The following is a 20,788-nucleotide window of genomic DNA, read 5'->3' as shown; positions in this document are numbered from 1 at the left end:
TTTTTATTTTACCCTGACGATGTGAATTTTAAGTGAATTTTATTCAGGTTGAATTAATGAGCTGACAAATTCCTGCCACTTCTCGTTCTTCTCGATAAAAATTGCCCCCTGACTTTGCCGTTGGGAATCATAATAGGTGATCGACAGGAATTCTTCTGAAGAGAGCGGCGCTTTCTGAAGCTGAGTCGGCAGATTCTCGTTCAGCCATTGAGACAGCCGGAGATTAAAACTTTCATAATCCAAATCGGTTTGTTGCCGGATCTGTTCGAGCTGATTGTCGTACATGCTGTAAAAATTCAGAAAGCGCACGTTATCGGCATAGGTTTTTAAAAACTGCTGGTTGACAAACGAACTGTACAGCTGAAATACCGACTGATAACGAAGCAGATCGACGTTCTGTTCCGTCCGCTCGCCGTTTTCAAACGAGACCAGCGTCAGGCTTAAAAAGCAATAGGACTCGTCGGACTGACGGCAGGCGATCTGTTTTGTTTCATGCAGCAGATCGGCAAAATTCTGCTGCTGTTGTTCCTGCTGCAGCTGTGCGACCAGCTGATCGACCTCGGCTTTATCCAGACCAGCCGAAATCCCGTTGGCTTCAATCCAATAGACCGATTGCGGATCGAGGCTGCGGTAAAGCAGCTGATATTGATCGTTGGCGCCTAACCGCGTTTCCAGCTGCGGGATTTGTTCCGGCGCGAAGTTAACGTAGAAATCAGAGTAGCCGCGGCCCTGGTAAAACCGGACGATCATATGAATTGAACCTTCGGTGTATTCGCTGTTGACATTGCTTTGAAAAACCAGCCGGATCAGTTCCGGATCGTCCAGTTTGAGCTGTAAAAGCGCCTCATGCTGACGCGATCCCAGCGTGGAGGCCGGGGCCAGCGCGACTGCGCTGACGTCTTCGATTGAAATCTGCCGCGATGCTTCCCGGCGGACCAGAATCCGCATCGGAAAACGGATCAGTGCCGCGATCGCCACGACCGCCAGAAAACTGATCAGTGTCCTGCGCAGGCTGATGAATTCGCGCCGCGCCAGATAATCGTAAAGATGATATAAAATCAACAAGATTCCGGCATATAAAACTGCCGAAACCCAGTCTTTCATGCCCAGCGTATAGAAAATCGGCACAAACGCCGCAATCCGCACCGCTTCATGCGCGGCTTCGCTGATAAAGGAGGTCTCCGCTACCTCGACCTTGCGCCGGATAAACGCCCAGCTGCCCAACGCCGAGGCGGCAAGCAGATTGATCAGCATGATCCAGCAGCGGCTGTAACTGAACGCCGTATGGTTGTTGTAATCCGTCACCCTGAACGACTGACGCATCCCGGAAAGACTGCTGATCAACTGATCGAAAGCGATATATGGCAGCGTATCCACTTTTCCCTCATCCTGCACAATCCGCATGGAATAAGGATTGGTCAGCGTTTCCGTCGCTTTCTGACTTGAATAGTCAACCTGGGACAGCTGATCATAATTGTAAAACTGCGTCTGGAACGTATAGTGGAACCACCCTGGCAATAGCGTCAGCACCGCGACCAGCACAAACTGCACAAACCGGTTGCCGGTCAGCGACACCGCCAGGCAGCAGCACGAATACACCATCATCATGCTTAAGCCCCATAAGATCAGAAACCGGATCACGACGCCATTTTCGACGATCAGCTGCGGATTGCGCAGCAGCGTGACATGCAGCATCAGCGAAGCGATCAAAACGTTGATCAACAGAAAAATCATGCCCCCGGCCCAGTTGGACCAGTACAGCGTTTTGCGCGGGATCGGTGAAGAAAACACAAGGTCGCTTTTCTTTTTGCTGAAAAGAAAATCAAACAGCGTCACGCAGGCCGCGATCGGAAGCAGAAAACAGGCGCAGAGACTGATAATTCCCGAGATTTCGGAAAACGCGACGACCCGGGTCATTCCCGGCGTGCGGCTGAGCGAAAAACAGTTGATTAAAATTCCGGCCTGGTAGATGATCATCGCCACCAGAAGCAGTCCCTGCGCGCTGCGGAAGTTCTGCCAGAATACTTTAAAATTAAAGACGGAGCGAATCGAACTCATAGCCGTATCCCTCCATTTCATAAATAAACACTTCTTCCAGCGACAGCGGAAGCAGATCAAGGATGATCGGCTGCTTGCTGCGAAGTACGTCGGTGACCAGCTCACGGTCGCCTTTGACGATCATCGTTGCGATCGAACCGCTTTTCTTGTAATACAGCACCTTGAGCTGACGGAATTCATCGCGGTCGAACGTTTTGTCCGGCAGCGCGATCTGAACCTTGAACATCTCGGTTTTTAACGAATCAATGTCGCTTTCAAACATGATCCGGCCTTCTACAAGCAAGCCCATGTGATCGCACAGATCTTCCAGCTCCCGCAGGTTATGCGAGGTTAAAAGGACGGTTGAGCTGCGCTGCGCGACGTCCTCGGACAGCACTGATTTCACCAATGAGCGCATGACCGGATCCAGACCGTCAAACGTCTCGTCAAAGAAGAAATAATGGGCACGGGTCGACAGCGCCAGAATCAGCGCGCCCTGCCGCTTCATACCCTTGGAGAAATTCTGAATCCGCGCCTCAGTGTCGAGCTTGAAATGATCGCACAGCATCTGAAAGCGGTGGCGGTCGAAATGTTCGTACAGACTGGCGTAATAATCGGCCATCATGCGGAAATTGTAGTTGGGAAAAAAGTACAGCTCATCAGGGATGAAGACGATCTCCTTTTTAATTTTCGCGTTGTCAAACACCGCTTCCCCATTGATCTCGGCCTTGCCTTCGCTGGGCTGATACACCCCCGCCAACATCCGTAAAAACGTTGACTTCCCCGCCCCGTTAGCGCCGACCAGCCCATAGATGCTGCCCTCTTTGATAGCACAGTTCATCTGCCGGATCACGGTTTTATTCCGGAATTTCTTGCCGAGATTTTCTGCGATGATCATGCGTTTCCCTGCCTGCGCTTTACGGCAGGTTTTACCCAGCGGGAATCAAACTGTTCCGCAAACAGTTCCATCTGGATGCAATCGTACCACTGTCCGCCGATCTTCTTCGCCTGATGATAGCGTCCGCATTCTTGAAAGCCCACCTTTTTGTAACAGGCGATGGCCGGCAGATTATACGAATAGACCTCCAGATGAACGCTGTGGCAGTTTAAAAGATTAAAGCAGTAATCGCATAACAGCGCCAGCGCTTCGCTGCCGCAGCCCTGATTGTGATAGTTCCGCTCGCCGATCATAATCCCGACGCTGGCCCACTGATTGATTGGATCCCAGTTCGTGATGCCGCAGGTGCCGATCGGCTGCCTGCTGTCGCGGGCCACGATATAAAAATCCCGGCCGCCCTGCTCCATCTGCTTTAACATTTCAGTTTCCTTATCCAAGGTCATGCTGGTAACGGCCAGCGTCGTGCCCAGCGTTACCTCCAAATCATTGACCCATTGAACAAGCCGTTCCGCTTCCCGACTGTCCAACGGGGATAAAATGACTTTCTCTCCGATCATTTTCTTGATGTTCATCGCAATCTCCTACCTTTGTTTCTTTCATTATAGCCGAGCTGGGAAATGAAAAAAAGGCTCAATTTCTTAAGCCTTTATGACAGGATTCAAATTCTTACGAATGTTTTCCGCAGCTGCAGCTATGACTTTCGTCATGATCATGATGATGCGTGCAGACTGCTTCGGGATCATCCGCAATCCGGCCCTGCGCGTAGCTTGCCAGCACCGCTTCCGCGCTGCCGCTGACGCCGCGGATAACCGCAATGCCCTGCGCCGTCAACGTTTGGTAAGCGCCCTCGCCCATGCCGCCGCACAGACACGCCGTGACGCCGTGTTCCTTTAAAAAGCCCGCCAGTTCGCCATGGCCTTTGCCCTGGGTCGGCACAATCGCGCTGGTTACGATTTTTCCTGCTTCAATCGTTGCGATCAGAAATTGCCGCGTCTTGCCGTAATGTCCGAAAACCTGTCCGTTTTCATAAGGAATCGCTGCTACCTGTTTCATTTTTCCAACAACCCTTCCAGTTTTTCGGCGGCTTTCGTCATCCAATCGCCTTCAAAATCTTCGATCCGGCCGGCGTCGCACAGACTGGCAAACTGCGGATTGATCGGCAGCCGCGCCAGAATATCAAGACCCTTTTCAGCCGCGACTTCATCGAGCTTGCTGTGACCAAAGACTTCGATTTTCTTGCCACAGTCCGGGCATTCCAGATAGCTCATATTTTCCACGACGCCCAATACCGGAATGTTCATCATATTCGCCATGTTGACGGCTTTGGCGACAATCATGGAAACCAGCTCCTGCGGCGAGGTGACGACGACGATGCCGTCCAACGGCAGCGACTGGAATACGGTCAGCGGGACGTCGCCGGTTCCCGGCGGCATATCGACGAACATGAAGTCGACGTCCGACCAGATCACTTCGCCATAAAACTGCTTGACCATGCCGGCTAAAATCGGGCCGCGCCAGATCACCGGTGTTTCCTCATTGTCCAGCATCAGATTGACGGACATGATCTGAATGCCGGTCGAGCTGACGGCCGGCAGAATGCCGTCGTCGTTCCCATACGCCATGCCATGGATCCCGAACACCTTCGGAATCGACGGTCCGGTGATATCGGCGTCCATGACGGCGCTTTGATGTCCGCGCCGCTGCATCGTCGTCGCTAACAACGAAGTGACTAATGATTTGCCGACGCCGCCTTTGCCGCTGACGACGCCGATGATCTTGCGGATTCGGCTGTTCGGATTCGGTTTTTCCAAAAAGCTCTGCGGTTCCTGCCGGCTGGCGCAGTTAGCGCTGCAGCTGCCGCAGTCGTGATTGCATGTTTCGCTCATATCGTAATACCTCAATTCTTTTCTCACGTTGTGTATTATATCATTTCTAAGTCGAACAATCCAACGCTGTGCCTGAAATCTTTCAAATTGCTTCCCAAATTTTCTCCCGATTGTTCGAATACGGATTTAAAGGGCGGTCAATTTCCGGTAATTTCCTGACATTTCCAGCTTTTTTTTACATTTTTCAAGATTTACTGCAGATCCTAATCCCTGAGGAATAAAGCCGGAAAACAGGGATAGAATACCACGAAAACCGCTTTTTCTTCACTTAACCGGCTATATTCCTGAATTGTTGGCAATATTAACCTTTTCATTCACCGCTTAGAATGGTAATGAAATGAGGTGAATTTATGATCGATTACAGTCCATTTTGGAAAACCTTAAAGGAAACCGGCGTAACCCAGTACGATTTGATCTACCATCATAATATCAGCCGCGGTACGATTCATCGCATGCGCAAAAATAAGCCGCTGACCTTAGTCACCGTCGATATCTTGTGTTCGATTCTGGAGGTCCCGATTGAAAAAATTGTCTGTATCCGGCCAGCCGATTCTGATTGCGAAACTTCGCTTTGAGTTTTCTGCACTGAACCAACAAAAAGACCCTTGGATAAGGGTCTTATTTTATCTATGGTGACTCGTACGGGATTTGAACCCGTGAATGACGCCTTGAGAGGGCGCTGTGTTAACCGTTTCACCAACGAGCCAGTGCTTAATTATTATAGCTTATTCCTGCGGCAAATTCAACAAAAAACGGTGCAATTTGCACCGTTTTTTTCATCGGGGTTCTGACTTATTTCGCTAATGCCGTCTTTGCGGTTTCGATGATTGCCTTGAAGCCCTTCTCATCGTGAATCGCGATTTCCGACAACATCTTACGGTTGATCGTAACGCCGGCCAGCTTTAAGCCGTGCATCAGCTGAGAATAGCTCATATCGTTCATTCTCGCTGCCGCGTTGATTCGTGCGATCCACAGTTTGCGCATATCGCGCTTCAGCTGCTTACGTCCGATATAGGAGTAACGCAGAGAACGCATGACCTGTTCATGAGCTGTACGATACAGCAGGTGCTTCGAGCCGAAATAGCCCTTCGCTAACTTTAATGTTCTTTTTCTTCTTGCGCGGGTTACAGTTCCGCCTTTTACTCTTGGCATGTTCTAACGTCCTCCTCTAATTAGTCCTGAATCAGGTACTTGATCCGCTTCATGTCGGTCTTGTCAACCAGTGCCGACTTTCTCAGCTGTACCTTCTGTTTATGAGTTTTGTTCGCTGCAAAGTGAGAGATATAAGCATGGCTTCTCTTCAGTTTTCCGCTGCCTGTTCTTTTAACACGCTTTGCCAGCGCCTTTTTTGTTTTCATCTTTGGCATAATCAAGTCCTCCTATACTTTTTTATTTCTTCTTCGGTGTCAGAACCACAGACATCGTATTGCCTTCCAGGGCCGGAGCCTTTTCAACGGATGCAATATCCGACATCTGTTCGACGAAGCTATTCATAACCTTTTTACCGACCTCCAGGCGCGTGATCAAACGGCCTCGAAAGCGCATATCGATCTTAACCTTCATTCCATCTTCAACCCAGTTGCGGGCCTGACGAAGTTTGGTTTCAAAATCATGCGTATCAATAACCGGGGATAAGCGCATGGGTTTAACCTCTGTGACATGCTGATTCCGCTTGGCTTCTTTCGCCTTTTTCTGCGCCTCAAAACGATACCGTCCGTAATCGACAATCTTGCAGACCGGCGGATTTCCATTTGGAGCGACACACAGCAGATCAAGTTCATAATCGTAGGCTTTTTCCAGGGCCTCCCGGCGCATCATCACGCCTAGCTGCTCTCCTTTAGGGCCAATGACTAAGACTTCTTTGAAACGAATGTTTTCATTGACCAGATCATCGTTGGTCATGACTTTCTTGCTAATAAACGACACCTCCATACTGCAAAAAAGCAGGTACTCCTAGAATACCCGCTTCTACTTACACAGTTCTCTTTGTGTTTGCAGCGTCAACCCAAGTCTGAAGGACATCAGGTGAGAAGGGGCACTTCTACTTTCTACATACTTTTTCTTTGCTTGTTTACTTTACCATGGAACCTGCGGCTTGTCAAAGGTTTTTTCCAAAACTTATCCGAATTTGCTTTGGACATGCAAACGGTCAGCCCGGCGGCGTTTCCCTGCTGAACAAGCCGGATCCATACCGGACTGGACGTTCTCTTCGTCCTGATTTCAGCGTCCCATGAATTCCCGCAGCGCTTCCGCCTGCGCGGCGCCGTCTTCCACACCGACGCGGTATAAGGCATGAAGCTCACTGCGGTTCTTTTCCAGCCGGCCGATCGTGACCGGTTTTTGCGGCTGAATCACAAAGACTTTGCCCTGCTGCTTCAGCGCTTCAATTTCTTCCAATGTTTCGTTATAGCGCAGATGACGGGTCGCCATCAGTTCGATCAGCTTGGGATAGCGGCGGTATTTCGCGCGGATCAAAGGCATCAGCTCATTCGGTTTTTTCCGGTATTGGGCGCATTGGGTCAAGACGATAACGTTCTTTTCACAGCCCAGGCGCATCGCTTCCTTAACTGGAATTGAATCGCTGATCCCGCCGTCCAGATATTCCTGTCCCTCAATTTTGACTGTGCGCGACAACAACGGCAGCGAACTGGACGCCTGCAGCCAGATGATATCGCGATGCAGATCTTCGATTACCGGATATTCCGCTTCACCGCTCGCCAGATTGGTGACCACGGCGCGAAACCAGCCGCGGCGTTGTTCAAACGCGGTATGATCATACAAATCCAGCTGATTGGGAATCGTATCGTAAAGCATTTTCGCGCCGAAGAAATCACCGGTGGTCAGCCATGAACGTGCGCTGCAATAGCGCCAGTCATTAAGGTAGCTGACGTTGACGCGGTAAGCCCGGCCGCGCTGTTTCGATAAAAAACTGGCCGCATGGCAGCTGCCGGCGGAAACGCCCAGCGTTCCGTCAAATTCCAGGCCGGCATCTAAAAAAGCGTCCAGCACACCTGCGGTATACACGCCGCGCATCCCGCCGCCTTCCAGCACCAGACCGATTTTCGTTTCTCCCATTACGCTTCACCGATCCTTTCTGCGTTCAGCTCGTCATAACCGGTCGCCGGATCCGGCTTGCGCGTCAGCCGCCATTGATCCAGATGAAGCAGGACGACCTCGGCCGTCGTATTGACGATGCAGCCGGAGGTTAAATGGCCGCCGAAGGTATGCAGCTTTTGGTCGCAGACACTGATATGCACATGCATTCCCTGTTCGCTGATCGTGCCGCTGAGCGAAACGATCTCCGCATCGACTTGTTTTTCATAGATCGTAACGCCGTCCGCCATCCGAAACCGGACGACGCTCAGGCATCCGGCGCAGGCCACAACCGCCGCGGCGGTAATCTGACGCTCAGCGCAATAGCGTTCAATCGTCTTTGCCAGATCCTGTCCCGGCAGCACTCTGAAACATTCTGTATTCATCTTCAATACCTCCTGTAAAAAAGAAAAAACCGGAAGAAATCCGGCTGTTTGTTAAAAGAGAAATCCAACGACCTTGACGTCAACCAGATTGCATTTCAGGCTGGTCATCTGCAGAATATTCTGATAGATCCGATCCTGCAGTGTTTCGCAGACCGCATTCACGTTGGCTCCAAATTTTACTTTGATTTCCGCCATGACGTTTAAACGGTTGTTCGCGATTTTGCATTGAATCGGTTTCTTCAGCGTTGTCGGTTCGATCGCATACGCCTGATCGACGTCGTCGATCGAGATCTGGGCAATCGTTTCAAATACACCTTTTGATAAGGCAATCAGGCCTGTGCCTTCGTCTTTTTCTTTAATCTGAATATATTCCTGAGCCAATTTATTCACCTTCTTTGTTCCTATTATACCAGAGAAAGCCAAACTTGCCAAAGAAAATGAAACGGGGTTTTTATTTTTAGCGCCGTCTACTTAAACGTGACTTCCGGCACCCGTTCATCCTGCAGCTGATCCGCGGCGATCTTCATGATCTTGGACGCGTTCTCGGCGCCGGCCAGCGTTTTCGGACAGCCGATCCGCACGACCTCGTCCTGCAGTTCCGCCACGCATCCCTCCATTCCAGCCTGACTCAACGCCGCAACGATCGTTTCTTCGGTTTTCCTGTTTTGTTCCACCTGTCCCGCCTGCTGCAAGGCATCCTGTTTTTCTTCGGTGCTGGCTGAAGGCGACGCGACGATCGCCTGAGAGTTCTGGGCCTGGGCATTATGTTTGTCCTGCAGCTGCTGCTGCATCGTGGCCAGGGAATCCTGATCCTCGTTCTGTCCGGTTAAAAGCTGATCGGGATTTAATTGTCCCTGATCGGCCGGCAGCGTCACATAGTAGATTGAAAGCATCAGAATCAATGTAAATAAAGTGAGAAATGCAAATGCCTGTTTATTCATATCACGGCCTCCTGCTCACTTGTACTGTATGCGGCAGGCTTGTCCGTTATGAGCGATTTGACCGTCAATAAAACAGAGCGCAGATTTTATGCTTCAGCTGCGCCAGAATATCCTTGCGCTGCAGCTGATATTCCTCCATACTTCCCAACGCATCGTCCAGACCGTCGATTTCATCGTGGAACAGCTCCATGATCTGAAGCAGGCGGTCTTCGTGGATGATCTCGATCTTGCCGACCTCCACCATCGCTTCCGCGACGCACCGCAGCAGATCATCGCGGATCGTCTGAGCGCTGACGCTGTCCAGCGTCGTGAATTTCTTCTCGTACCAGAAACGATTGACAATCAGCGATTTCAGCACTTCGACAAACATCGTGAAGTCCTGAATGTTGTTGCCCGGCTGGATCGCAAAAAGCATGACGAAGAACACGTGCCACTCAAAATCAATGTTGATGATGCTTTGCCAATAGCGGCCGAGCACATCGCAGAACGGATCGTAATGAATGAATTCTTTTTCCAGCGTGATCGGTTCCGTGAAATCGAGATCGCTGATTTTCAGCAGGTTGAAATGTTCGAAATATTCGACCATTTTCTGCTGCGGCTGGTCCGACTGGACAAAATCTTTAATGTAGATGTACTGGCTGAGCACAGCGCTGCATTTCTTGAAATCGGTCGTAAACCCGATCGACTCGATCATCTTAATCGCATACAGATCACTGATCGATTTCGCCATGAACATCTTGAATCCGCGTTCGCTCATGCCGATATCCTTGTCTTTATTCTGATTGAGAATCTGCGTATAGACGATTTCCAGCTGGTGATCGACGACGTCCAGATTATCGCGGATTGAAGCCAGAATATCTTTCATGAAGCTGTCAAACATCACGTACTGGGTGTTTTTATAAACGACCTGATGCTCGATCTCGCTCCAGAAGGAATGCACCATGGATTTGATCTGCAGCTCAAAATTCACCTTGCGGCCGTTGAACAGATAATAGCCGTCGATCCGGTAAATCGTAAAGCCGTTGCGCTGCAGCTGGGGCTGGGGCATCGCCAGATTCAGACAGAGATCGGGATAAAGCATGCATTGGGCATATTCCTGTCCCTCGACAAAGCTGAAATGATGGCGGATCGCCTGGTAAATCCGGTTTTCATCGCTGATAAAGCGGCATTCCACGGTCAGTCCGATCAAATCGGGAAGAAAATTCAAAACCTCCTCGCCGGTTGAAAACTGCAGGTAATATTTGTTGCGGATCATTTTTTCCTTCAGCGACCCGATTGATTTTATCCGCGAACTGAAGCCGACGACATAATCCATATAGTCTTCCAGAAGATGCTCGAAGCAGCCTTTGATCGCCCCTTCGACATATTGGTAGGACGGGTTGTTCAGTTCCAGCAGTTTGACCGAATCGTCGATCAAATCAAACAGTTCAAGACGCATGGGATCATCCTCCTTCAGCGTGTACGCAGTCCTTTGGGGTATTTATTTTTAATCACGGCGCCGTCGCTCTTGCCAAAGCCGACGGGATAGCCTTCAAATCTCAGGCAGAGAAAGCCGCGCGGGGCGTTCATCGTTAACGGCAGTCCTTGCAAATAGAGCGTAAGCTGGTTTTCATCCAGCTCCACGGTTTTTGTAAAACGATCCTGAAGCAAGGCGGACGTATAGAAATGATGGTGCGGTTCCAGCCGATTTTTGACGATTTCCCCGGCCATTACCCCCTGCCGCAGCACCGGAATTTTATCCAGCTGGATAAATTCATGCCGCATCAGGGACAACCGGTCCTGTTCCAGATGGAAATGCAGGTCGCCGATCTCCGTCAGCTGATCGTTGAAAAAGTCCCGGGCTGCCGGCGGCAGCGGCGAACTTTTGACAAACCGCTGGCGGACTGAAGGCTGAGGCGCCCTTTTGCGCAGCTTCGCGACAAAATGACCTTCGCCCTGATCCATCGGGAAAATCCGCCGGACCTTCGCACCGTCGACAAGCCCCAGCGACAAGCCTGGCCGGCCGAACTTCACGCCGCAGTCGAGCAGCTCCATTTCCGGATGCTTTCGCAGAAACTGATCAATAACCTGTTCGTTTTCCTCCGGGGCGTACGTGCAGGTCGAATAGACAAGAATGCCTTGTTCCTTCAGCGTGAATACGGCCGATTCTAAAATTTTCTGCTGACGCAGACCGCAGGAGCGGACATGCTCGACGCTCCAGTCGGCCAGCGCCTGATCTTCCTTTTTAAACATGCCTTCGCCGCTGCATGGGGCGTCTACCAGAACTTTGTCCATCCAGCCCGTTAACTGCGGACACAGCTGTTCTGGGGAAGCGTGAGTGATCAGGGCTTCGCTGACGCCTAAGCGTTCCAGATTGCTCATTAAGACGCGCGCCCGGCCGCCGTCGATTTCATTGGCGATCAGAAAGCCGGCATGGCCGATCCGCGCAGCGATCTGCGTACTTTTTCCGCCCGGCGCCGCGCATAAGTCCAGCACCCAGTCGCCCGGCTGCGGATCCAGCACGGTCACCGCCGACGAAGCCGATGGCTCCTGCATGTAAAACAATCCCTGCCGGTGATAAATATGATTGCCCAGACCTGTTTCCGAACCGGTCAGCACAAAGCCTTCCCGGGCAAACGGTGACGGCGACAAGGAAGCGAATTGACGCTTAACTAAGGCATCTGGCTGGATTTTTAACAAATTGGCCCGCAAACCGCGAAAGGGCGGATTGTGCAGGGTTTTCACATAAGCGTCGTACTCCGCCCCCAGCAGCGTCTGCATCCGCTTTAAGAATTGTTCATTCATCTCCCGGCTCCTGAACAACCTCGCGGACGGCCTGTTGATCCCGGCGAAGCTGATCGACTAATTCCGACAACGAAGCGAATTGCTGCTCTGCCCGCAGCCGCTTGTAAAAGCGCAGCCGCATCGGCTGATCGTAAAAATCTTCCGCACAGTCCAACAGGTTTGCTTCGACCGACAGCTCGCGAACCGGATTGCAGGTCGGATTGTGGCCGATATTGATCATCGCCTTCCAACAGCGGCCTTTGCTTTCCGCTTCCCCGGCATACACGCCGCCTAAAGGCATCAGCGTTTCCTCATCCGTTTTTAAATTCGCGGTGGGAAAGCCCCACTCGCGGCCCTTCTGACGGCCGTGAACGACCACGCCGCGGATTTCATAAGGATAGCCTAACAAACGCCCGGCCTCCGCAACATCGCCCCGTTCCAGACAACGACAGATCCGTGAAGAACTGATCTTATCGCCCTGATCGTTGACCGCCGCGATCACCACGACGTCAAACCGTTTATCAGCTTCAGCTCTGAGCGTTTCGACACTGCCGCTGCCGAATTTTCCATAATGAAAATCAAAACCGCAGACTAATACCTTCAGACGGCAATGCTCCGCCAGCATGTCAATGAACGCCTGCGGCGACAGCTCGGCCATTTCTTTAACAAAATCCAGTACGATCACACGGTCTATTCCCATCTTGCCGGCCAGCTCGATGCGCTGCTCCAGCGTCGTTAAATGCTGCACTTTCTGCATCTTGCCGATCGTGATCCACGGATCAGGTGAAAATGTGATCAGCGCGCTGTCGCACCCCGCCGCCTTCGCCCGGCGGATCGTTTCGTCAATCAACGCCCGGTGTCCGCGATGCAGACCGTCAAAATAGCCGATGCAGGCGCAGACCGGCCCTTCCAGAACCGGCCCGCCATGCGTTTTTATCATATCTACTTTCATTGATATTTCTCCTACCATAATCCCCGCAGGCAGCGGTAAATTCCATCTTCCTGCCGTTCCATCATCGCCAGCACCTGCTTTCCGCTGACGACGCCGACGATGGGTTCCATACTGTTCAAACGCAGCCGCTTGCCGTTTTTAATATCCGGAATCTGCGCTGGATTCGCTTCGATCAGCGGATATTGGCTGGCAATGCCGTCATAGATGGAAACAAGCTGAAAACAGCCCTGCCGGACCTCGTTTAGCGACTGACATTGTTCTAAGGTATAGCCGCAGGCCCGGGTCCGGACCAGACTGCTCATCGTGCCCACGGTTCCCAGCTTTTCCGCGATGTCTTCACACAAGGTGCGCACATAAGTTCCGTTGGAACAAACGACGCGGAAACGGATGACCGGAGCGGTCTGCAATAATTCGATTTCCGTGATTTCGATCGGACGTTTTTCCCGTTCGACCGCCACGCCCTCGCGGGCATATTCATACAGCTTCTTGCCGTCCTTTTTGATTGCGGATACCATCGGCGGCATCTGCAGCGAAACGCCAAGAAAGCTGTTGAGCACCGCTTCCAGCTGCGTCGATTCAACCTCGCGAACCGGTCTGGTTTCCAACGGTTTGCCCCAGATATCGCCCGTATCGGTTTTTGTGCCCAGCGTCAGCTCGGCGATGTATTCTTTCGTCTTGCCTGATAAATACGGCAGCGCTTTGCAAGCCCGGCCCAGCAGCACAACCAGAACGCCCCTCGCCTGCGGATCAAGGGTTCCAGTATGCCCGACGCTCTTGATGCCGGCCGCTTTGCGCACCTGATAAACCACGTCGAACGACGTCATGCCTGCCGGTTTATTAATTAAACAAATTCCGTCCACTGTATCACTCCAAACTCCACGTTTCATTATACCAAGGCTCCCATCCGTTTGCAAAGCCTATCGCCGTATCCGCTTAAATCTCACACGGAATGTTCACCTGGGCTTCAAACAGGGCCTGTGGTATAATAGGACGGAAGTAAAAAACGTCAGGAGGACAAAACCATGAATGCGATGAAACAAATTTTAGGCTGTATCCGCAAAGCCGATCTGGACTATGGCATGATCGCCGATCACGACCGGATTGCCGTCGGCGTCTCCGGAGGCAAGGATTCGATGCTTTTGCTTTATTGCCTGCATCTTTACCAGCAGTTCTGCCGGCGGATCCAAAGCAAGCAGTTTGAAGTCGTCGGCATTCATATTCAGATGGGCTTTCCCGATATGGACTTTACGGACGCCGAAGCCTTTTTCAAACAGCGCGGCATCCGGCTGGAACTCGTGTCCAGCCGAATCTACGAGATTTTAAAAATTCAGGCCAATGCGGACGGTTCCTTGAAATGCTCGTTGTGCTCAACGTTGAAAAAAGGCGCCGTCAACCGGGCCGCAAAGGACTTCGGCTGCACGAAAGTCGCGTTTGCACACCATGGGGACGACGCGATTGAAACCTTATTGATGAATGCGATCTATGGCGGCCGGCTGGCCACCTTCGCGCCGAAGATGTATTTATCCAACGCCGAAATGCCGTTTATCCGGCCTTTCATCTACGCCCGTGAAAATCAAATCCGCGCGGCGGTACAGAGCTGCAGCGTACCGGTTGTGAAATCGACCTGTCCGATGGATGGCTACACCCGAAGGCAGGATATGAAAGAAATGCTGGAGCGGCTGTACGCGGAATATCCAATGGCCCGCGACAACTTCCTGCTGATGCTGCACAATGAAAAGCAGCTCAGCCTGTGGCAAAAAGAGCCTGCCACAGGCCAAACCGAAATTCATCCGATCAGAAAATCAGAATCTTAAAGCCGTCCGGCAGCCGCAGCTGGGCGGCTGTTTTTTGTTCGTCCAGAATCCGGTGCTCTTGGGGATCACATAGGATCAGCGGCTGACATAGATCAAATTCCTCGCGGATTTCCGGCGGACTCATCTCCTGCAGGCCTTCGACAATTTCCCGCAGCGTCAGCGACGAATCGACGCTGCATTCAAAATACGCGTCGCAGCAGACTAATTCAAAACCCAGTAAAACTTCATTTTCCATTTTATTCTATCTCCTTCAATCGTTGCATTTGTTCGTTTTGAATCCACATACTTTCCTGATCTGTTAAATTTGCCATCGTGGCAGGCACCGGGAAAAACAGCTGCTGCCGCAAGCCCGGGCCGGACCACAACGTCAATGAAAAATCAACCAGCCTGCGCCATGTGCTGCGCTGCAAATCGCTCGCTGTGCCAACCAGAACAAACGGCGCTTCTCCTTCCAAAAACGCGATGATTTCCGCTTCGTCAAGCCGGGAGACATCGACGATGGGATAAGGCCCGCCGCCAAGCTGACGGATCCTGGCGGCGCAGAGCTTCGCTTCACAGCTGAGTACAACCAGATGCTGCCGCGAATGCAGCGTCGCATAGACCGGCCTGCACAGAATTGGATCCACACCCAGAAACACGGCTTTCTTTTTCAGCCAGCGGCGCGGCAGACGCTGCGGCAGACGCGGCAGCTGCCAGCGTTTCGGTTTATCGTTTAGAAGTGGAGAAAGCGGCCGGGCCAAAACGAAATTCAGAACGGACTCCTTCTGAACCAATCCCCAACCGCTCGCCAGCGGTTGAGTCCAGGTTCGCTCCAGCACCTCGCCAAGCTGGGCCGGCGCGGCCGGACCAAGGATATAGCGAATCCGCAGACTCTGCGTCAGACGCAGCGGCAGCCGGCTGACTTGCTTCTCCGCGCACAATAAATACAGGTTTAACGACGGACCTTCTTCCAAAAGCTGCTGAAACAGCGCCAGATTGTCATAACGTTCCAGAATTGTGCTGAGCTGAAGCGTCAGGACAAACAACGGAATTTCAGCGGATTGACGCTGCCGCAGACCGCGCTTAAGCAAGCTGAAAAATCGTTCCATCAATTCCGGCTGCTGTAACGTCAGAACTTCGATAACCGCGGGTTCCGCATAGAACTGCGGCAGCTGATCCAGCGGATCCAGCACGACAAACTCAGCCGCTTGGTCAAACCGTCCCGCGCTTTGGATCAGACATCGCAAGAAGGCCTCCTGTGGCGCCGCTTCCTCACTGATGAACAAACCATGCGCCAAAGGGTGAACAATCACCGGCGTGGCGCGATGCTGCGGATCATCGCCGACGCCCAGCACCAGCCCGGCCGTCTGTTTTTTCAGCTCGGCCAAATCCACCGCCGCCGGCAGCGGCGGCCACAGCGGTGGCGCAGACAAACCGCGGCGGTCCGCTTCCCGCAGCATCGCTGCCATCAGCGCTTCACTTTGGCGCAGGCTGTTATTTTTACCCCGCCGCACCTCGCGGATCGGCTGCAGCCGGGAATCCAGCCAGCGGATAATGGGATCCGGCGTCTGCTTACCGCCTAACCACGCGCATTGTCCCTGGATTAGATCCTGCTGGCTCAGCAGCAGAAATTGTCCCGGCCGGGTTAACCGCAGCGCTTTATCGCAATGCAGTATTTCCTGACTGTCCTGTTTCTGCGCCACTTTTAAACAGAGCTTAAAATTGAAATTGCTCCACATCTGTTCGTCGACGATGCCCGCCGGCCGCTGTGTCGCCAGGATCAGGTGCAATCCCAGGCTGCGTCCGATCCGGCAGATCTGGATCAAATCCCGCATAAACTCCGGCTGCGACTGCTTCAGCTCGGCGAATTCGTCAATAATCAATACGCAATGGGCCAAAGGTGTCAGCTGCGGGTGGTCAAGACACAGCTGGCGGTAATGATCCAGATCGGCAACGGGCTGCTTTAACCGTGTCTGCGCCTGAGCGAAACAGCGCTGCCGGCGTTCGCATTCCTGCCGCAGGTAGATCAAAGATCGTTCTGCCCCACCTTCTTCGACATTGTTCAGTTGAGCACAGCAATGCGGGATCAGCCGCCCTTGAAAACGCAGCTGCTCGATCAGGCTGCCGCCTTTGTAATCAATGACCGCAAACTGTAATTGATCCGGACTGTAATGCCAGGCCGCTGACAAGACGAGCGTTTCCAACAGCCGGCTTTTACCGCTGCCGGTCATCCCGGCGATTAAGCCATGCGGTCCCTGGCCTTTTTCATGCAGATCCAGAATTACCGGCTGGCCTTGTTCATCCAGCCCCAAAGGAATTCGCAGCTGCGTCAGGCGTGCCGACTCCTGCCAGGGCGGACAGCCGAGTCCCGCCTGGCCCAGCAAACTTTGAATGTCAACCTGCCGGCTGGACGGCCGGCTTTTCTGTCCATAGCGGTACAGTGCCAGCGCACTGTCGCGGAAGCTTTTCGCATAGCTGAAATCCACGTCGAATTCCTGGCAAAGCTGACGTGAGCGCGTCAGAATCCGGCCATGTCCCTGCTCAATGATCAAAATTCGCTGCGCTGCCAGCCGCAGATCCTCCGATCGGGGCGCCAACTGCCACACGCAGGATTTCGGCTTCGACGTTTCCCAAAAAGCAGCCGCGCTCGGATCGCTCACCAGTGTCCACGTCGGAACAGGAATTTCCTGAATCTGCCGCCGGCCGCGATCCCAATCTTCCCGTTTCGTCCAGATCCGCCGCAATCCTTGTTCGTCATAAATCTGCGGCAGCCAGCAAAGCGTTTCAAAGAGAATCTCAGGCACCGGACCGATCCAGGCCAGAGCCAGGCTTTGCGCTTGGTGATGGAGCGCCAGCGTCATTAAAATCGTATTGAAAAAGGCCGCCAGCGATTTTTCATCGCAGACTAAACCGATTTGTTCCCACTCAAAGAGATCCCAGGGAAGCGGCGCGGCAGCAGTGAAGGGATGGGTTGTTTGCCAGGCGTCGATCTGTTGCTTGACCGTTTGATCCGCGGGTTGATGCAAATCCAGTGTGTCCAGATTTATTTCTGGAATCAGCGTCAGCCGCTGGCGGCCTAAACTGAGCTTGCCGAACAGCGGATGAGCATTGTCGGTATCAAAAACAGATTGTTCTTCAATTTGCCTTTTTAGCGCGTCAGCCTCCGGATAGCGCTGCGACAGAAACGCCGTCGTTTCTTGCAGCGCCGTTTGGCAGCTTTGTTCCCACCCTTCCAGCACGTCCGCCAGCCATTGTTTGCGCCGACGCCGATCACGCCTGTTTAACAGATGATTCACGGCCAGCTGAACCAGCGGCCAGAACACCGCCGAAACCATCATGACGGCCGGCATCAGCACCATCATCCCTGCTGCCCCCTGACCTAACGACAAGCCGACGGCAATCGACGCCGCGCCCATCATCAGCGAAGGACCGATCGTCAGTACGCTGAAGGTCATGGGTCTGAGCTTGACTGGAGGTCCCGGGGGCAAGTGCAGCGGACATCGGGGATAGACGGGATAAAACTGAAAAGTCGGATGAAAGGGAAGCGGCAGCTTATCCGGCGGCTGGTACATCCAGTCGGCTAAAGCCTGCCGGCGCAGCGGCTTCAGCTTGATTTTGAGCTGCATTCCCGGATTGTTGAGTGCGATGAATGCCGGATGAATCAGGATCGTTACTGCCGCAAACTGCAGGCGCATTCCCGCTTCCAGCCGGGTCTGACGCTGATGGACGCCGTTGACGATCATACCGGGAAACTGCGTTGTTTCCTTCGCCAGATTCTGATCGAAGTCAAGTATTGCCCACGGTTCGTCCTGATCGCCGCAGAGTTCGCTCAACCGCTGGTCATTAAGCATCCAGCAACCCTGCGGACGCTGATAGAGCGTGTATTGATTAAATCCGGTCTCATCAAAGGTATAAAAGAGGTCAATTTTCTCATAGAACGGCAGATAACAAAGCTCGTCATGCCGCCGGCTGATCAGGCGGCAGCGGCGCGGACTGTCCAGAAACTGCAGCGTGTCGCTGAGCTGCAGCTGCCACCCTTCCTTCTTTTGCGTAATCGCCAGCACGCTGTCCGCTTCAGGGGCAAAGAATAAGCCGCGCTGCGGATGGACATGACGGATCGCCAGTCGGTGCTGCCACAGGATGCAGACGATCATGCCGCCTCAGCCCGCACATGAATATGACAGCTTGTCTTGTAGGTTTCCGACGGATCGCTGATCGTGACGATCGCATCCCCGGCTTTGACTGCCCGCACCTTGCCGGTCTGCACGACGGTAGCCACCCCCGGATCGTCCACGGAATACATCAGATCCGACACCGTCACGCCTTCCGGTAGTCCGCGGATCACAATCTGTCCGCTTTGATTCGGACTTAATATCAACAAAACTTCCGCCAGCTCGATCCGATCAGTTTGTACAATCGGAGCCGTGGTCGGCGCTGGTGAGGAAGAAGGCTCACCGCGGGTGCAGCGATCCACAAAGATCCCGTTTTCCAGATGCGTGCGGCCATGGGGATTGAGCGTCGCGTTGTTCTCATTCAGGATTGAAAATGTCCGGCCCATGCCAAGCCGACCGGCCAACGACTCCGGGGAATTGATTTCCAATTCCAGAATACCATGAACGTTTAAATCGCTGCAGAACTGCAGATTCGCATGAACCGGCTGACTTTCCAGGGGTAACTCTCCCGCTGCCCGGGATTCCAGTTCGCCGTTTCGGCCGATCCAGGCCGTCGTGCGCATCACGCCGCGCAAGCCTGTCTGCAGCATCAGATCCATCAGTGAAATCCCGGCTGCCCGGGCGGAAGCATCCAGGGCCGCAGTCATCTTGGCCGAGCCCTGAAAGATGAAATCATGCCGGTGTTCAAGCTGATGGATCGGCCGCAGAACGCCGTTTCTTATTTCCATGCCCACGCTGCCCTCCTGACTCAGAAGCAGCTCGATCTTGCCGCCGGCATAACAATGCAGCTGCAGGGTTAAAAGCAGGTCGACGATCGGAAACTGCGGTACAGGCAGCTTGATCCTGGCGATCGGGATGATCGTGTCGGCGTCCTTGCGCGTGCTTGTAAAGGAAGCGGTCAGCGAGTTTAACAGTGCGTGCGGATCCAGACCGGAAAAGTCGCTGGTCAGCGTATTGGACACCCCGCGCGTCAGACCGGCCGATTCGTTCATCACAAAGTCCAGCTGCAGCCGGCCATCCCTGCTCAAGCCGTTCCATTCGATCACCGGATGCAGTCCGGTCAGATCATAGTCCATCTGCAGCGTCGCGCTGTTGGCCAGCTTTTTTGCGGCATGGACATGAATTCCACTGGCGGCCACGCTCCAGCTTACCTGCGTTTTGCCGACTTCAAACTGCTGCTTCATCAACGCAAACCACGGTTCAGCTCTTTCCGCGGCATTCATTGCAAGGGGCAGAAGTTCTTCGCCGTTCTGCCCATAAGGCTCGATCTCAGCCTGACTCCAATCCGCATCAAACGCCAGTTTAAACTGCGTTCCGGCCAGCCACGTCTGCGGATCCTCTGGATGGACTTCAGCCATGATCTGACCTTCGGTTTCAACGATCGAATCCGTGATGTAGATTTGACGGGAATCCGGATCGGTAAACCAGCTTCCCAACTTTCCAGTCTGTCCGGGATTCAGCACAATCCTTCCCGTTTCATCCGGCCGTCCCTCTCCATTCCATAACCCGGCTGCTTCCCACTCAAACACCGGCGTCTTTGCTTCAGACTGGTTGAGCTGCCGCGTCAATTCCTTCAATGACGCTGCCGCTTCCTCCGCCGTCAGCCAGCCTTTTAGCTTCGTCAGAAATCCCAGCGTCTGGCAGCGCTCTAATGATGGATCTTCACCATCGTAAGCTTGAAGCAGATTGAGACAGGCCGCCTGCCGTGAAACCCGCTGCCGGTCCGTCTCCACTTCCACGCCCCAATCTTTCAAGGCGGCCAGGCCGGCGGCGGAATCGTCAAAAAACAACGTTTCCGCCAACATCTTCGCCCAATCGCACCGCAAAACTCCTGTCGGCTGCGGCATACAGCCCTCCGCCATCATCA

21 protein-coding genes and 1 tRNA gene are annotated in these 20,788 nt (G+C 53.1%); 2 read left to right on the top strand and 20 right to left on the bottom strand.

Going from position 1 to position 20,788, the window contains the following annotated elements; translation table 11 throughout:
- Window positions 1-39: 39 nt before the first annotated feature.
- The 5 genes from I2D94_RS09060 to I2D94_RS09040 form a co-directional block, all read right to left on the bottom strand.
- Window positions 40-2,058, bottom strand: a complete 2,019-nt coding sequence (locus tag I2D94_RS09060; RefSeq protein WP_195396434.1) for a hypothetical protein — start codon at window positions 2,056-2,058, stop codon at window positions 40-42.
- Window positions 2,033-2,935 carry an ABC transporter ATP-binding protein gene (locus tag I2D94_RS09055; protein ID WP_195396433.1) on the bottom strand — a complete coding sequence of 301 codons (903 nt, stop codon included), beginning with the start codon at window positions 2,933-2,935 and terminating at the stop codon, window positions 2,033-2,035. The genes I2D94_RS09060 and I2D94_RS09055 overlap by 26 nt, the downstream gene beginning before the upstream one ends.
- A complete protein-coding gene (locus I2D94_RS09050) occupies window positions 2,932-3,507 on the bottom strand; it encodes a GNAT family N-acetyltransferase (protein WP_195396432.1) in 576 nt (191 codons plus the stop codon). The genes I2D94_RS09055 and I2D94_RS09050 overlap by 4 nt, the downstream gene beginning before the upstream one ends.
- A 94-nt stretch (window positions 3,508-3,601) precedes the next feature.
- Window positions 3,602-3,988 (bottom strand): NifB/NifX family molybdenum-iron cluster-binding protein, encoded by a 387-nt coding sequence (locus I2D94_RS09045; protein ID WP_195396431.1) that lies wholly within the window; start codon window positions 3,986-3,988, stop codon window positions 3,602-3,604.
- Window positions 3,985-4,821 (bottom strand): Mrp/NBP35 family ATP-binding protein, encoded by an 837-nt coding sequence (locus I2D94_RS09040; RefSeq protein WP_195396430.1) that lies wholly within the window; start codon window positions 4,819-4,821, stop codon window positions 3,985-3,987. Before I2D94_RS09040 ends, I2D94_RS09045 begins: the two co-directional genes overlap by 4 nt.
- A gap of 350 nt (window positions 4,822-5,171) precedes the next feature.
- Between I2D94_RS09040 and I2D94_RS09035 the strand changes: the two genes are divergently transcribed.
- Window positions 5,172-5,396: a helix-turn-helix transcriptional regulator gene (locus tag I2D94_RS09035; protein WP_072684294.1), complete on the top strand. Its 225-nt coding sequence runs from the start codon at window positions 5,172-5,174 to the stop codon at window positions 5,394-5,396.
- 55 nt (window positions 5,397-5,451) lie between these two features.
- On the opposite strand, the gene I2D94_RS09030 is transcribed toward I2D94_RS09035, so the two are convergent.
- From I2D94_RS09030 to truB, 12 genes are all read right to left on the bottom strand, one after another.
- A tRNA-Glu gene (locus I2D94_RS09030) sits at window positions 5,452-5,527 on the bottom strand.
- Window positions 5,528-5,613: 86 nt separating this feature from the next.
- Entirely contained in the window at window positions 5,614-5,973 is a 360-nt protein-coding gene (rplT, locus tag I2D94_RS09025; protein WP_072684293.1) for a 50S ribosomal protein L20, read from the bottom strand.
- Between the two features lie 20 nt (window positions 5,974-5,993).
- Window positions 5,994-6,188: a 50S ribosomal protein L35 gene (rpmI, locus tag I2D94_RS09020; protein WP_006059109.1), complete on the bottom strand. Its 195-nt coding sequence runs from the start codon at window positions 6,186-6,188 to the stop codon at window positions 5,994-5,996.
- 22 nt (window positions 6,189-6,210) lie between these two features.
- The gene (gene infC, locus I2D94_RS09015; protein WP_072684292.1) at window positions 6,211-6,753 is read right to left on the bottom strand and encodes a translation initiation factor IF-3; all 543 of its coding nucleotides are present in this window, start codon (window positions 6,751-6,753) and stop codon (window positions 6,211-6,213) included.
- A 288-nt stretch (window positions 6,754-7,041) separates the two neighbouring features.
- The gene (locus I2D94_RS09010; protein WP_195396428.1) at window positions 7,042-7,896 is read right to left on the bottom strand and encodes a patatin family protein; all 855 of its coding nucleotides are present in this window, start codon (window positions 7,894-7,896) and stop codon (window positions 7,042-7,044) included.
- Window positions 7,896-8,300 carry a PPC domain-containing DNA-binding protein gene (locus I2D94_RS09005; protein WP_229056826.1) on the bottom strand — a complete coding sequence of 135 codons (405 nt, stop codon included), beginning with the start codon at window positions 8,298-8,300 and terminating at the stop codon, window positions 7,896-7,898. Before I2D94_RS09005 ends, I2D94_RS09010 begins: the two co-directional genes overlap by 1 nt.
- Before the next feature lie 51 nt (window positions 8,301-8,351).
- Window positions 8,352-8,690 (bottom strand): Asp23/Gls24 family envelope stress response protein, encoded by a 339-nt coding sequence (locus I2D94_RS09000; RefSeq protein WP_159432779.1) that lies wholly within the window; start codon window positions 8,688-8,690, stop codon window positions 8,352-8,354.
- 77 nt (window positions 8,691-8,767) lie between these two features.
- Window positions 8,768-9,241 carry a SpoIIIAH-like family protein gene (locus tag I2D94_RS08995; RefSeq protein ID WP_072684288.1) on the bottom strand — a complete coding sequence of 158 codons (474 nt, stop codon included), beginning with the start codon at window positions 9,239-9,241 and terminating at the stop codon, window positions 8,768-8,770.
- Window positions 9,242-9,305: 64 nt separating this feature from the next.
- Window positions 9,306-10,679, bottom strand: coding sequence for a hypothetical protein (locus tag I2D94_RS08990; protein WP_072684287.1), 1,374 nt, complete (start codon window positions 10,677-10,679; stop codon window positions 9,306-9,308).
- 14 nt (window positions 10,680-10,693) lie between these two features.
- Window positions 10,694-12,025 carry an RsmB/NOP family class I SAM-dependent RNA methyltransferase gene (locus I2D94_RS08985; RefSeq protein ID WP_195396424.1) on the bottom strand — a complete coding sequence of 444 codons (1,332 nt, stop codon included), beginning with the start codon at window positions 12,023-12,025 and terminating at the stop codon, window positions 10,694-10,696.
- Complete coding sequence (ribF, locus tag I2D94_RS08980) at window positions 12,018-12,956, bottom strand: riboflavin biosynthesis protein RibF (protein WP_195396423.1); 939 nt, start codon at window positions 12,954-12,956, stop codon at window positions 12,018-12,020. Before ribF ends, I2D94_RS08985 begins: the two co-directional genes overlap by 8 nt.
- An 11-nt stretch (window positions 12,957-12,967) precedes the next feature.
- Window positions 12,968-13,843, bottom strand: a complete 876-nt coding sequence (truB, locus tag I2D94_RS08975; protein WP_229056825.1) for a tRNA pseudouridine(55) synthase TruB — start codon at window positions 13,841-13,843, stop codon at window positions 12,968-12,970.
- 135 nt (window positions 13,844-13,978) lie between these two features.
- On the opposite strand from truB, the gene I2D94_RS08970 reads away from it, so the two are divergent.
- On the top strand, window positions 13,979-14,770 hold the full coding sequence (locus I2D94_RS08970) for a tRNA 2-thiocytidine biosynthesis TtcA family protein (RefSeq protein ID WP_195396421.1): 792 nt from the start codon (window positions 13,979-13,981) through the stop codon (window positions 14,768-14,770).
- Here I2D94_RS08970 and I2D94_RS08965 read toward each other — a convergent pair.
- From I2D94_RS08965 to I2D94_RS08955, 3 genes are read right to left on the bottom strand one after another with little or no spacing between them, the layout of a single operon-like run.
- Window positions 14,751-15,005: a hypothetical protein gene (locus I2D94_RS08965; protein ID WP_072684282.1), complete on the bottom strand. Its 255-nt coding sequence runs from the start codon at window positions 15,003-15,005 to the stop codon at window positions 14,751-14,753. The two genes, I2D94_RS08970 and I2D94_RS08965, sit on opposite strands and share 20 nt — an antisense overlap.
- A 1-nt stretch (window position 15,006) precedes the next feature.
- Window positions 15,007-18,903 (bottom strand): FtsK/SpoIIIE domain-containing protein, encoded by a 3,897-nt coding sequence (locus I2D94_RS08960; protein WP_195396419.1) that lies wholly within the window; start codon window positions 18,901-18,903, stop codon window positions 15,007-15,009.
- Complete coding sequence (locus I2D94_RS08955) at window positions 18,900-20,786, bottom strand: Ig-like domain-containing protein (RefSeq protein WP_229056831.1); 1,887 nt, start codon at window positions 20,784-20,786, stop codon at window positions 18,900-18,902. The genes I2D94_RS08960 and I2D94_RS08955 overlap by 4 nt, the downstream gene beginning before the upstream one ends.
- Between the last annotated feature and the right edge of the window lie 2 nt (window positions 20,787-20,788).

It is taken from the genome of Holdemania sp. 1001302B_160321_E10, assembly GCF_015552275.1.
Lineage (GTDB): Bacteria > Bacillota_I > Bacilli_A > Erysipelotrichales > Erysipelotrichaceae > Holdemania.
The sequence above is the reverse complement of the archived record's forward strand: the minus strand, read 5'-3'. Positions and strand labels throughout refer to the sequence as shown.

What these genes read in the sequence shown, in the direction of transcription:
- I2D94_RS08990 (WP_072684287.1), bottom strand. Translation starts at nt 10,679, where the DNA reads ATGCGTCTTGAACTGTTTGATTTGATCGACGATTCGGTCAAACTGCTG.
- I2D94_RS09040 (WP_195396430.1), bottom strand. Translation starts at nt 4,821, where the DNA reads ATGAGCGAAACATGCAATCACGACTGCGGCAGCTGCAGCGCTAACTGC.
- I2D94_RS09005 (WP_229056826.1), bottom strand. Translation starts at nt 8,300, where the DNA reads ATGAATACAGAATGTTTCAGAGTGCTGCCGGGACAGGATCTGGCAAAG.
- I2D94_RS08955 (WP_229056831.1), bottom strand. Translation starts at nt 20,786, where the DNA reads ATGATGGCGGAGGGCTGTATGCCGCAGCCGACAGGAGTTTTGCGGTGC.
- I2D94_RS08995 (WP_072684288.1), bottom strand. Translation starts at nt 9,241, where the DNA reads ATGAATAAACAGGCATTTGCATTTCTCACTTTATTTACATTGATTCTG.
- truB (WP_229056825.1), bottom strand. Translation starts at nt 13,843, where the DNA reads ATGAAACGTGGAGTTTGGAGTGATACAGTGGACGGAATTTGTTTAATT.
- rpmI (WP_006059109.1), bottom strand. Translation starts at nt 6,188, where the DNA reads ATGCCAAAGATGAAAACAAAAAAGGCGCTGGCAAAGCGTGTTAAAAGA.
- I2D94_RS09035 (WP_072684294.1), top strand. Translation starts at nt 5,172, where the DNA reads ATGATCGATTACAGTCCATTTTGGAAAACCTTAAAGGAAACCGGCGTA.
- I2D94_RS08970 (WP_195396421.1), top strand. Translation starts at nt 13,979, where the DNA reads ATGAATGCGATGAAACAAATTTTAGGCTGTATCCGCAAAGCCGATCTG.
- I2D94_RS08965 (WP_072684282.1), bottom strand. Translation starts at nt 15,005, where the DNA reads ATGGAAAATGAAGTTTTACTGGGTTTTGAATTAGTCTGCTGCGACGCG.
- I2D94_RS09050 (WP_195396432.1), bottom strand. Translation starts at nt 3,507, where the DNA reads ATGAACATCAAGAAAATGATCGGAGAGAAAGTCATTTTATCCCCGTTG.
- I2D94_RS09055 (WP_195396433.1), bottom strand. Translation starts at nt 2,935, where the DNA reads ATGATCATCGCAGAAAATCTCGGCAAGAAATTCCGGAATAAAACCGTG.
- infC (WP_072684292.1), bottom strand. Translation starts at nt 6,753, where the DNA reads ATGGAGGTGTCGTTTATTAGCAAGAAAGTCATGACCAACGATGATCTG.
- I2D94_RS09045 (WP_195396431.1), bottom strand. Translation starts at nt 3,988, where the DNA reads ATGAAACAGGTAGCAGCGATTCCTTATGAAAACGGACAGGTTTTCGGA.
- I2D94_RS09010 (WP_195396428.1), bottom strand. Translation starts at nt 7,896, where the DNA reads ATGGGAGAAACGAAAATCGGTCTGGTGCTGGAAGGCGGCGGGATGCGC.
- I2D94_RS09060 (WP_195396434.1), bottom strand. Translation starts at nt 2,058, where the DNA reads ATGAGTTCGATTCGCTCCGTCTTTAATTTTAAAGTATTCTGGCAGAAC.
- I2D94_RS08985 (WP_195396424.1), bottom strand. Translation starts at nt 12,025, where the DNA reads ATGAATGAACAATTCTTAAAGCGGATGCAGACGCTGCTGGGGGCGGAG.
- I2D94_RS08960 (WP_195396419.1), bottom strand. Translation starts at nt 18,903, where the DNA reads ATGATCGTCTGCATCCTGTGGCAGCACCGACTGGCGATCCGTCATGTC.
- rplT (WP_072684293.1), bottom strand. Translation starts at nt 5,973, where the DNA reads ATGCCAAGAGTAAAAGGCGGAACTGTAACCCGCGCAAGAAGAAAAAGA.
- ribF (WP_195396423.1), bottom strand. Translation starts at nt 12,956, where the DNA reads ATGAAAGTAGATATGATAAAAACGCATGGCGGGCCGGTTCTGGAAGGG.